Raw genomic sequence first — 12021 nt, 5'->3', positions numbered from 1 at the left:
TACGTCTATTTATATGCTATTTATATATTTATTCTTAATATGATAATTAAGGCAACACTAGCAACATACTATTGAAACCTTTGCCGTATAAGAGTTTATTGAGTTTCCGTTAATGGCAACGGTACGGAAACAACGTCAACATTAACGGCAACTCTTGGCAACTGGTCGGCAACCACATTAAGGCAACAAACTACTCATGGTTAACAGCCCATTTTTCTTCTATACTTACTTCTCTTTCAAATACTCTTTGAACGCCATAACCAGGTACTCTTGCTTTGCCTTTTCGCTCACTCCACCCAGGTACGCGTCTTAAGATGTCCATAACTTCTTTCGAGTCCCAGGGCTTTAAATCCCCTCTTTTTTTACCAAAGCACTCTACCCATATTTGGGCTACACAGACACGAACCCTTAAATCGTCAGTAGCTCTGCCCATATCATCCTCAATGGGCGTATCCAACCATTCCTGAATAATGCCTTCTCTTGAATCGACTTCCATATGTGAAGCTTGCTGCTTCTCTGCTTCTATTCTGGCTTCATTATCAAGTTGTAGGGACTCTCCCGCCTTAAACCACGTCAGAACCTCTGCCCATATCTGCCCTACCACTTCGTCGGTTAAATGCTCCCAATGGCTGTGTTTAGCACTTTCAGGTTCAATTTCGACGGGCCAAAAACGTCTATTCCCTGTTGAATCCCTAAGAAAATCTCTTGTATTCGTCGTACCAAAAAAGACGCATTTACGTGGAAAATCAGATACTTGTCTGTCATAAGCCACACGGTACCGGTCTTCTGTTTTCGATAAGAATGCCTTAACCTCTTCAACCTCTGATTTCTTTAATGCAGATAGTTCTCCGATTTCAAAAATCCATCCAGCTTGCAAATGTTCTCCGGCTTCTTTATTTTCAAAAGTTCTTAAGGAGTCACTAAACCATTCACGACCAAGTTTAGCTAGCAAACTACTTTTACCAGCACCTTGAGGCCCTACTATAACTAGCATTTCGTCAAACTTGCAACCAGGCACATACAGCCGGTTAATCGCTGCTAATAACGTTTTCCGGGTAGCTTGTTTAACATAGTGCGTATCTTCAGCACCGAGATAGTCAATAAACAGCCGTTCTGCTCGCTCTTGGCCATCCCAATTTACACTTTCAACATAATTCTTAATCGGATGGAAAGCGTTCATATGGACAACTTCCGTAAAAGCATTTTGTATCGTCTTTGCACTATTTATTTTGTAAGTCTTTGCAAACCAATGCTGGAGACGTTTATCATCCGCGGCAAGCCAAGGTTCATATGAACGACTAGGGCGTTCTTTACCTCTCCACGGCAACGGTTTGCATATGACCTCTGTATTTCCAAAAGCGTCATATGCAAGGACATCCTTCCAAATATCATTAGTTAGGAACAATTCAACATTATTTGCCGTTGGTAAAGGTAAACCTGTTTTTGGGTGCGTATCTAATTTATCTTGCCAAGCATCGGGATCAACGTCCTCGTCTTCATCTGAGTAATCCATCCCTGCAAAATCGTCATTTAGCTCAGCTAGCTTCTCGCGTTTTACTTTCTTATCTTTTGAAGCAAAAGCGAGCATAGCCGTATAGCTAGGTAATTTAGTAATATTCGTTTTTTCACTTGCTCTGTCATCTAGTTTTCCAAACTTGTGGATCCTAATAAGGTCAAAGGAATTAACCTCCATACCGCTAATCGGGTCACTTTCATGGTGACTATAAGCGAATGTATCCTCATCATAAATAACTAATCCACCGTAACTACTTGCACCTATATGGGTATACCTCGTTAAGCTGTCGTCCACCGGTTCATATGCGTCAGATAAAAACTCAGCAATAGCCTCACTAATCGAGTAACATCTACAAAATGTTCCTACTAACCCTTGTTTTGACCTCGGGTCCTCCATCTTATTAGCCGTTTGCCGTTGTACTTTGTCGTCTTTATGTCTTGGCCATTGAAGTGGATCCTTCCAATCCTCATATTCATTTAATAACTCCTCAACTGAAACAAGGTCACCTTCATTTTCAATAAAAACGTGTTCCGCATCCTTACTACAACTTGGAAGATACATGAGGCGGTGAACGTGAAAGGTCGTTTTATCGAAATACTCCATACCAATCTGTTCAGCAAGTTTCCGGCTTACGGCTGCGTATTCATCGGGGTTCATAGTGCGACTCGTTGGCACAATCAACCTGTATTTTGGTTTATCAGGTCTATGGCTATGGGTGGAGTAAATCACGTAAGCAGATCCACCCAGAACGAGTTCGACAGCGAATAAGAAATCTAGGTCATGGGGGTGATCAGCATCTAACGTAATTAGGCTTCTGGTATCTACGTTTTCTTTTTTTCGTCTACCCCCGCGGACCAATCCACCTACATAGGCAGGACCGTCTTTCACTTTCCCTCGAGCGATATTATGCATTTTGTCATATTGCGCCATGGTCTCTTTTGTCCGACGAATCTTTTTTAATCGTTCTACAAATTCTTCCCATGTAAGGTATTCTGTTTTCCAGTTTGTATCGGCGCGGTGTTTCCCAAAACTGATGTCTAATTCGATATCATGCACCCTTACGCCACCTCCTCACTTACTCGAGTAAATCTAATCCTTTTGATAAAAATCACATTCAAAGCCTGCAGCATCTAACGGTAGCCCTGGTGCCCAATCAATAGGAGCGCTCATAACAGCGGCTACGTGTTCAACTGACCCAGTACCTATTGGTACATCTAGAACAACCTCATCATGTACGTGCATGGCTGTTTTATATCCTTCTTTATCTACTCTCACTAAACTTTCTGCTAAACAATCACGTGCAATTGCTTGTACAAGGTTCTCGACTAATCGACCGCCATAAGTGCGGTTACTTACCCATTTTTTCGTTTGTTGGTCCATACCATCAAAAACAAGACCGTCTTTATTGAATTTAGTATCCGGTTTAACCCTTGGATTAACATAAGCTAAACTACGGCCACTTGGTAAATCAGCAAACAACATATTAGACTGATATCGGTACCGCACACCGTGTGCTAATTTAACCGTTGTTTTCTCTCGTACTGCCGTAACGGCTGCTTCTTCTGCAGCATACCAAAGCTTCACGATATTTCGATTGGCGCGTCTCCATTGTTTTACAAGCATAGGTAGCTCCTCTTCTGGAATGCCACTTTGTAGCGCCCCCATTTGAATGAGGGCGTTTGGCCCACCTTGATACCCACAAGCGAGCGTTGCAACCTTCCCCTTAGCACGTAATTCATAATTTTCATGGCCTTTTTTAATCGACTCGAATGGCACTTTAAACATTTGTGCAGCTGTTGCTTCATATATCTTTCCATGCCCTTTAAACACGTCTAATACCCAGTGTTCATCTGCCAACCACGCGATAACTCGTGCCTCGATTGCTGCAAAGTCAGATACAATAAACCGGCACCCTTTAGACGGGATAAACGCTGTACGAATCAACTGACTAAGTACGAAAGGTGGGGCGCCGTATAACATTTCTAGTAAATCAAAATCTCCATTTCTTAAAATCTCTCTTGCATTCTCTAAATCAGGGATTTTGTTCTGAGGTAGATTTTGAGTCTGTATTAAACGCCCTGCCCAACGCCATGTACGATTAGCACCGCAAAACTGTAGAATCCCTCTTGCTCTTTCATCTGAGCAAACTGAGCGCTCCATAGCTTTGTATTTGTCTACGCTGGTCTTAGACATTTCCCGGCGTAAATTTAAAACTCTAAGTACATCATCATTGGGTGCTTGTTCAAGTAGTGCCGGCATATGGTCCTTACCTAAACTATCCGCTTCTAACCCATTCTCAGATAACCAACCTTTTAACTGGTTTAAGCTATTCGGGTTGTCTAAACCTGTTAAATCTTTTGCCTCTTGCATGAGACGAGCTTCATATTCTGCATCACACTTGATAGCTTGTTGGAATAAGACGGGGTCTAGCCGTATGCCGAAGTCGTTAATACGTTGGTCCAGCGCCCATAACTCCCATTCTTGGATAGGGACGGAATGCCATTCAAGTTTTCTCCTAACTTCCCTCTCAACCACAACATCTTGAAGGTTATAATCTTTATACTGCTCCCATTTCTCAGGGTCATGGTGTGGGTAGTTCCGTGTCCTACCCCCATTTACTTTGGTAGGTTTGCACGGAACACTGAAATACTTAATTAGATTTTTACCTCTAGCGTCTTTGGCCACATCAAGATTTAACACTTTGGCCACTCCGTCTAGATTATTAGGTAACCCCATCGCTAAAGCATGAACAGCAGTACACCGCCATTGCCTTGGGTCACACTCAATGTTGAAATGTTTCGTTATACAAGTTCGTTCAAAATTAGCATTAAATGCAGTTTTTAATACATTTGGTTCCGTTAAGTCTTGCGCAACCTTCTCCGGTAAATCTTCGAAGGCAGTTAAATCAATAACCTGTACTGGGTCATCATCATAGGCGTATGCGAATAACAGTATTTCAAAATCTTCTGCTTCTACATATCGATACGCTCCACTCTTTATTAGGTCGATACTCGAATAAGTTTCAAGGTCGATCTGCAGAACAGTCATAGCAATCCTCCCAACTAGGCGATTTTATTAAGCTTTTCTTAGAAACATAACTATTAAATAAAGTAGTAATATTAGAAACAAGTAAACCATTAAACTATTAACCCCTTACGCTGTTTGTATTACTTTTTCTTTTTTAGATTTCTTGGCCAACTTCTCAGCCTTAAAATGATCAATGAATTTTTCTACCTGCTTGGTAGGTGCTACATTTTTATTGCCGTAAGCCTGCGTAATGGTGTTATTTTTAATTTCTATCGTGTAGAAAGGCTTGTCCGGCATATTAAGTTTTCGAATGAAAAATAAGTTTGTTTCTCCATTTGCATACCGTTTAGCATATCCACCAACGCAGTGGTTAAGTGCGTTTCCTTCTTCAATCAATTCCAATGTTGATTTAGCAGGTCTAATTAACAAACCTTTAAATGTGAAGGTCAGAGCCTCTAAAACCTTGAGACGCTCTTCAATTTTTTTATTTAACTCCTGGTCTTCCTTATACTTCACCCTTTTAATCGTTTCCTGGTGTGCTTTGTATAGATTAGTAGGGTATAGAATACCTTCTTGGTTCAAATCCATTTCAAGTTTTCTGCAATCCGCTAAGTAGTCCTTCCATGTTGTTAATACATCTTGTGGACGGCTAAACTGTTTCTTAGATTTACCGTAATATTGTTTCTTCATATAGTGGTAAATTTGTCCTATCGTTGCGTACCGTTGAAGTTTTTGCAGTTCCTCGTAGTAATAGTTCGGTATCATTGTATTTAACTGATATGCTTCGCCCATCGAAATGTTAGAGCCATCTCTTTTAGATTGCTGGAAGAGATGTAGCATAAAGGCGTCAACTGAGTAGTTCATCTCCCTTAAATCTTTGATGGTTTTGAGTTCTTGTTTTGTAACTTTCAACACTTTGTGTAATGTTTTCCCTCTCCAGTTAATCGAACGATACATTTGTAAGCCCACTAATTTGTCATTAACGAGGTTCGAAAGCCCTAACTTAGTTAGATACTCAATGCATGGGTATTTAGCGTATAGGGCAAAGAATTTAACCATATCCTCATGGTAAAAGTGTTCCCATTGGCTGTATTGAAACATAGTACCTTTTACAGCGCTTGCGATACTGCCCCTAGAATAATGGCTTCTTTTGTGCTGCATAACACTGTTGCTAATTGAGAATACGGATTTCCTTTCTTTCCACCCGCCGCCCCATGAAGGTTCAATCATTCTACACTCTCCCGGCTTGAAGAAGTACATCACTTGTACACTAAAATCTGTTTGTACATTATGGTAACCGCCACTGTAATCGCGCCTTACATACAACCCTCGAGCTGTAATAGCTTCCGGGTCAATTAGTGACTTTTCATACCAAACAAGGTACGCATCGTCTGCAAGATACTTTCGTCCTCGTCCACTGTCTTTAACAGTGCATTCAGACTCACAATGTTTGCAGTAGACTACTTTATTGTGTTTATAGTTATCTGTGAGATAGTGTCTTTTACAATGTGTACAATACCCCCATTGCCTCTTTGCACCATCACGTTTAGTAAAGATGTAACGGCTCCTTCTAAGCACTTGGTCAATGACGTAATCATTGAGTTCTTTGCTAATTTTAGTAGGTAAATGCGCGAAAAACTCTTTCTCTTGTAATTCAGTAAGCTTCACAACACGCTCCCCCTTACTTGAGTAAATCCTCAAACTCGAAGTCAAGTTCTTTTTCAGTAACAGGTTTAGCTACCTCTTTTTCTCCAATGCCAAAATATTTAAGAACGATATCAAACCCCTCTTGATCTGTTAATACTGCGACATTCCCAACCTTCTTTTTAGAAGCTTCTGCGCGCATTACCTCAAGGCTTTTTGCAATCGACTTATCTTTGGCCAAAACTTTCTCTGAGCTGTCAGGATCCTCTTCTAGGTGTTGAAGAAGAAAATTACCCACCACTTGAATGTAAGAATTGCTGGCGTTCTTTTTCATCTCTTCTCTGATTTTTTCAGTTGCTGCCATGATATCGTTTTCCTCCATCCTCGTTTTAGTAGATTGTGGATTTCATAATTTCGTAGAGGCTCGTGGATTACTCGTAGCTTCCTATTTTCATAGCGATATAGAGTCGTCCACTTAGCCCCTTTTTTCGTTCTCATTCATCAGAACCTCTAAATTTGTCCTGTAATTCCTCTAATGTAAGTTGATAGAGGTCACGACCGTCATGGTGTTTATACACGCCCATTTCAAGTAACCGCTCGATTAATTCATTCTTTTTTGCTTCTACCGCAACCACCAACATACTCGCTTGATTCATAGACTAACGACCTCCTTACTTAAGTAACTCTTCAAAATCTGGTTCGCTTTCTTCTGCAATGATTATTGCTTCTGGGATACCCACAATGCCGTTCAAATTCTCACTGATGTCATAAAGAGCGAGGTTTCCCGAAGCAACTTTACTTGTGTAGTTGAGTATAAATTCACCTTTATAGACTTCACACCCCAGTTGGAAACCATCTAACTTCTTAAGCATTTTCTCGTACAATTTATAGTTGATTACAATCCCGCCGACACTGACAGGTAACATATGCGTAATAGAAAAACGTTGGGAAAATTCGTCGCGTTCTGCTGATTTTTGCTTGATTTTCTCTTCAAGTTTTTGAACCTCTGATTTTTTACCTAATATTTCTAGGTCCACCTCGTCGGTTCTACCTTTTTTAGGGTGTTGCTTTTCGTAAGCCTTTAGCGCCTTCTTTCTATTTTTAAGGTCGTCCTTTAGGCCAGCTACATAATCCCGTTTAGATTTAATTAGTGATTGCAGTTCCTTCTTCACGTCTTCGAGTGAACCATTCACGATCTTTAACAACTCAATACCTCCTCACTGGTGAGATCAAAGTTTTTACTCGTTCATCTGGGTCAGTAATTAACATGGGAGACATACTACCAGCGAGTCTGAAATAAACCTTATCCACCTTTAAATCTTTGAAAACTAACAAACATTTATATAGATTAAAAACATTTAAAGAAATTGGATTAAAATCACTGCTAATTTTGCCTTTAAGTGTTAAAATGTAACTTTGATGGGGTGTTCCTAACACTTTATAAGTTAAATCATTATGCAACGTCCCTATTTGACCGATAGTGGCGTATGCAGCTTCTAGTGATTTAATGTGTCTAGCGAGATGGTTCATGTCCAGTTCAATCTCGCTGGAATAGTTCAGATTTATTAAATACTTTAGATTTGGGTACTTACCAACTATCTTCTTACCTGTTTTATGGTGTCTGATTACTGCTTCTTTAAGGTTGTGCGCTTTTGGAATGTATAAGAGTACATGGCTATCAGTCACCCCTATTGAGCCGTCCTCGTCGTAATAAATCCCTTCTAACTCCTTACGACCACCCTCTGTTAACACAAAATTTCTAGCGTGCTTAGTAACTAGCTCCAGCAATAGCTACACCCCTATTTTGGATTTTAACGATACGGTTAATAAATACTTGCTTCTTTCACTTCTAAAGCCCACTTGCGACCTTCCTTTGTATTTAACCAACTTTCAATCTTCTTTGTTTGGTTTACACGTGTAGCACCTGAAAGCTCTTTAAGTTCATTTAATGGTAAGTATTTATGACCTTTCCCATGGATTTTCACTTCATAAATACCCGAAGTTTTACCTTTTCTTTTGCTTGTCATATATGCGACACACTTAATTCTGTGGTCCTCAAGTACTTTCCACCCACATTTACAAGACCGTTCAAATACATTATCTTCAATAATCAAGGTCCCTTCTCCGTTACCGACTGCACTGCTGCCACAATCAGGGCAATTAGTGTACTTTTTCATTAACTCCAAAGATGTATCTAAGTTCATTTTCATCACCTTTCTATCAGATCTTTACTTCGCCCGGATAGTTCTTATTAAAAAGGGGACTCTACCGAATCCCCTCAATTTGCACTTAGTTCATGAAGTCCTCATCATCTTCCATGCCATCCACTTCAAAGTCCTCATCAGCGAACTCATCATTCACACTTGCTCGTCCACCTAAGAACTCTCCGTCTTGGACCTTAACAACATTGTTTAGACCAGCTGCGATACCTCGATTCCCTTTCGCATCGAATGGGTAGAGGTTAAGACTTACTTTTGCATAGCAACCGCTATAAACTTCTGTTGTATCCGTGATTTCTTGAAACTTCGTTTTCCCATCAGCGCCTTTACCAATCGGCTTTGCTACACCTGGTTTGTTTTTGCTCGTAGCATTTAAGAAGTAATGGCCAGCGTACGCTTCATCGTCTGGGCGCTCTTCATCACCATCACGTAGTGGGGTTTTGCAATTAGCAGGAATTTTACCTCCCCATTTACCTTTGCCGAGTTCTTTTGCAGCATCCGTAGCGGCTTTAATCTTACGCAACGTTTCTTTATCAGTTTTTGGAATTAAGATAGCGCAACTATACTTTTCGTCTCCACCGTCGATGGAATTTGGCTCAAAAACGTGTACATATGAAAGTCTTACTTTCCCTGTGATTACTTTTGTTGTATTGTTGTCAGTTGTCATTTGATTTTTCTCCTTTTTATTTGAGTTTTTTAATGGGCATTTCTTGTGAGGTCTATTAAAAATATCTGGGTATAGCCCTAATTTTTGATTGATGCCGCAATAATGTTGGTAGCTTACGTACCCCACTTTTTTAATCTTTATATGTTTGCAATCTCGACAAAGTAATTTAGTCAAAGATCTCGTCTCCAAAGTCACCTTCAACACTATTTAACTCGAGGCGAGTATCAGTTTCAGGAACTAATACAGGTTTACCGGGTGGCTTAAGAATTAATTTACCTAGCATTTTATTAAACTCTTTTTTGCCTATATTCTTTTCTAATGCGCTTATGCCAAGTAACTCTTGAGGCTTCAAGAATTTTTTAGGTTCCAACTGTTCGGCTTCGAAGATTTTAATAGCTTCTTCTTTATCCGTAATCGTCCTATTACTTCTACCTTCAACAAGTTTCCATTGAGGTATCAGATTACCTTTTAGTGCTTGATTGTGAGCATATTCTTCAACATCTTTAGCCCAGGCTTTTAGCTGCTCTGTGATAAATAGGATCGAACCTACCTCATCACTGGTGAGTAACGCTGGATCTTGAAACTCGTAGGCTAATGCTTCCATGTTAGCGTCAGCACGCGCTCGACAATTCCCCTTCACTTTGCACCAACGGCAGTGTTCCCCAGCTTTAAATTCCCCTTCACCATCAAAAGCCTGTTTAGCTAATGGTTTTACTTTGGTTTCAGCCCATTCGAGTAAATCCTCTACCAACATCGAGGCGGTGCTTACACTATCCAGTCTTGGCTGTATAATTGTCATTCGCACTTCGGTAATGTTGTATAGAAAGTTATAAGCTGACCAAGCACCTAAACCGTAAAGTTTCATTTGTGAATTACCTTCCGCACTGACAGGGACTCCCTTGCCATATTTCAAGTCGATAATTTCCATAACACCATCTGCGATCAGCACGACGTCACCTGTCCCATATCCTTCAGGAACCCATTCTGAGAAATCAAGTCTTTCCTCCAGTAAAGCTATAGCGTCTACTGATCTTGCTTTGGCTTCCATGAAGCGTTCACTAACAACTTCAACATACTCTTGAACTGCATTCTCCATTTCAGCGTTGTAGAACTCATTCTTTTTAATCTTCTTTAACTCACGGTCAAGTCTCTGACGTTCTTTTGAGTCACAGATCAAGATGCGCCTACGAAGATATACCTCTGATAGTTCATGGGCTACTGTACCCTCTTCTGCATACTCGCTACGCGATTCAGGTACGCTTTCTTCAAGCCTTGCACTTGGTGGGCAGCTCAACCATCTACTCGCCCCACTGGCTGATAAAAGGGCGTGTGCGCGTTCTGAATGCTGTACAGCACTCATCCTATAAATCCTCCAACCTTGCTAAGAACTCAACACGCTTGTCCTCTGGAACATCTGAGATGGATTTACTTTCAAACTCGTCAAGTAAAGCTTTAATTGCTTTTTTAGCTTCAGGAGATGTCGCCTTCTCTTGTGCCTTGGCGCGTAGATCCACAACACTTGGAACGTCATCCGTTGAAGGGTCTTCTTTTTTATTTGCTTCTTCTTGAGCTGCAATCCCTTTGTCGTAATCCTTCTTAGTGATTTCTTTGCAAAGTTCAAAGTCAGCGTCTGTTGGCACAAGGTCCCCTTTTTTAAATGCAAGGTAAGAGTCACTCTCTGGGTGATGGAAATATGAAGCTTTTGTAAATTTCTGCGGCTCTTCTTTATCTGCTTTTTCCTCTTGCTTATTATTTGAAGTTGGTTTTGTTTCGGTTTTATCTGAGTTGTCGGTCTCTACAAAAATCCCTCCGGTATTTGGAGTTAAAGTAGCAGCTAATTCTAAAATCGTGCTTGCTAATTCTTCTGCAGAATCAACATTGACTGAAACTGTAATTTTACTCATAAGTGCCTCCTAATTGTGATATAATATCGTTGTAAGGTTTTACACAGTCGTCTCTACCAAAGGCGACTTTTTTACTTTTCCTCTATCTCTATAACATCATCTACATCAAACTCGTCTACTTCTGCATTTCTCCCAGCTTCTAGCCAGTCAATAGCGTTTTCTAAATGCTCATTTTGTTCACGTTCTGATAAAGCATCAAACTCTTGCTCAGACATATTTAACTCAACTTGATACGATACTCGTAAACGAACTTCACCTGAAACGGTGATTTTCTTACCCATGTTCTCACCTGCCTTTCTTATGTATAGGTTCGTTGGCTCCCTTTGAGCGCTTTAAACTACGGTAGTTTTGCATTGACTGTCTACCAAACAGTGCATTGATTAACATGATGTTTTCACATCGCTCGAGCCACGACTAGAAAGTGAGGTGGGGGCCCTCCTTTCAATGTATTTGCCATGACTCCAACGACAAGAAAACTTGTCGCACTTTTGTTAAAATGATAAGCTTTAAGTATCAACGTCCAAATTGATATTCATAAGTTGTGATTATGAAGCGTGAACTGTTCCAGCAGTTTGCGCTTCTATTCGTTTTAATGGGTTATTCTCAGCTTGGAACCTAGCAAGTTCTTTTTCTAGTGTTTCTGCTATAACCGTGTACTGTTTTGCTAGTTTCAAATTTCCATTGTTTACTAGATTTTTAGCCTTCCAAACTACTGCCCAAGTCATTAGACGCATTCCCATTCCATCAAATTCAGAGCAATAGTGGCGCGACTTTATTTCTTCAAAAGCAAGATCGAATTGCTTTTGTTCAGCTTCATTTAGTGTTTTCCTAAAAAAGAACATTGAGTTGAACAGTTGTCCAATTTGCACATTGGTTAGTTTTAATAACGCAGGTGTAGCTAATTTCATAATTTTCTCTCCTTCGACATAGTTTTAGTTATTCGATTTCTTTCTACATAGTTCTAATAAGAGGGGTAACTTACCGACATCTTTCACCGGCAATCCTTTTAAGTCAGCACAAAATTTCGCCATTCGTTTCAAAAAA

Annotated in this window: 13 protein-coding genes; all 13 read right to left on the bottom strand. The window is 40.2% G+C overall.

Annotated elements, in window-relative coordinates:
- Window positions 1-190: 190 nt before the first annotated feature.
- Window positions 191-2572, bottom strand: a complete 2382-nt coding sequence (locus BKP37_RS00655; RefSeq protein ID WP_071307813.1) for a virulence-associated E family protein — start codon at window positions 2570-2572, stop codon at window positions 191-193.
- 33 nt (window positions 2573-2605) lie between these two features.
- On the bottom strand, window positions 2606-4564 hold the full coding sequence (locus BKP37_RS00650; protein ID WP_071307812.1) for a DNA polymerase: 1959 nt from the start codon (window positions 4562-4564) through the stop codon (window positions 2606-2608).
- Window positions 4565-4669: 105 nt separating this feature from the next.
- Window positions 4670-6211: a PcfJ domain-containing protein gene (locus BKP37_RS00645; protein WP_071307811.1), complete on the bottom strand. Its 1542-nt coding sequence runs from the start codon at window positions 6209-6211 to the stop codon at window positions 4670-4672.
- A 13-nt stretch (window positions 6212-6224) separates the two neighbouring features.
- Window positions 6225-6551 carry a Cas9 inhibitor AcrIIA9 family protein gene (locus tag BKP37_RS00640; protein ID WP_071307810.1) on the bottom strand — a complete coding sequence of 109 codons (327 nt, stop codon included), beginning with the start codon at window positions 6549-6551 and terminating at the stop codon, window positions 6225-6227.
- A gap of 130 nt (window positions 6552-6681) precedes the next feature.
- On the bottom strand, window positions 6682-6843 hold the full coding sequence (locus tag BKP37_RS18970; RefSeq protein WP_084034482.1) for a Fur-regulated basic protein FbpA: 162 nt from the start codon (window positions 6841-6843) through the stop codon (window positions 6682-6684).
- A 15-nt stretch (window positions 6844-6858) separates the two neighbouring features.
- The gene (locus tag BKP37_RS00635) at window positions 6859-7392 is read right to left on the bottom strand and encodes a hypothetical protein (protein WP_071307809.1); all 534 of its coding nucleotides are present in this window, start codon (window positions 7390-7392) and stop codon (window positions 6859-6861) included.
- A 1-nt stretch (window position 7393) separates the two neighbouring features.
- A complete protein-coding gene (locus tag BKP37_RS00630; RefSeq protein WP_071307808.1) occupies window positions 7394-7975 on the bottom strand; it encodes a hypothetical protein in 582 nt (193 codons plus the stop codon).
- A gap of 35 nt (window positions 7976-8010) precedes the next feature.
- Window positions 8011-8391: a DUF3797 domain-containing protein gene (locus BKP37_RS00625; RefSeq protein ID WP_071307807.1), complete on the bottom strand. Its 381-nt coding sequence runs from the start codon at window positions 8389-8391 to the stop codon at window positions 8011-8013.
- Between the two features lie 85 nt (window positions 8392-8476).
- Entirely contained in the window at window positions 8477-9073 is a 597-nt protein-coding gene (locus BKP37_RS00620) for a DUF2815 family protein (RefSeq protein ID WP_071307806.1), read from the bottom strand.
- Between the two features lie 166 nt (window positions 9074-9239).
- The gene (locus BKP37_RS00615) at window positions 9240-10433 is read right to left on the bottom strand and encodes a DUF2800 domain-containing protein (RefSeq protein ID WP_071307805.1); all 1194 of its coding nucleotides are present in this window, start codon (window positions 10431-10433) and stop codon (window positions 9240-9242) included.
- A gap of 1 nt (window position 10434) precedes the next feature.
- Window positions 10435-10977, bottom strand: coding sequence for a hypothetical protein (locus tag BKP37_RS00610; protein ID WP_071307804.1), 543 nt, complete (start codon window positions 10975-10977; stop codon window positions 10435-10437).
- 71 nt (window positions 10978-11048) lie between these two features.
- Window positions 11049-11258: a hypothetical protein gene (locus BKP37_RS00605; protein WP_071307803.1), complete on the bottom strand. Its 210-nt coding sequence runs from the start codon at window positions 11256-11258 to the stop codon at window positions 11049-11051.
- A gap of 264 nt (window positions 11259-11522) precedes the next feature.
- Complete coding sequence (locus tag BKP37_RS00600; RefSeq protein WP_071307802.1) at window positions 11523-11885, bottom strand: hypothetical protein; 363 nt, start codon at window positions 11883-11885, stop codon at window positions 11523-11525.
- Window positions 11886-12021: the final 136 nt, after the last annotated feature.

The organism is Anaerobacillus alkalilacustris (assembly GCF_001866005.1).
Taxonomy (GTDB): Bacteria; Bacillota; Bacilli; order Bacillales; family Anaerobacillaceae; genus Anaerobacillus; species Anaerobacillus alkalilacustris.
The sequence above is the reverse complement of the archived record's forward strand: the minus strand, read 5'-3'. Positions and strand labels throughout refer to the sequence as shown.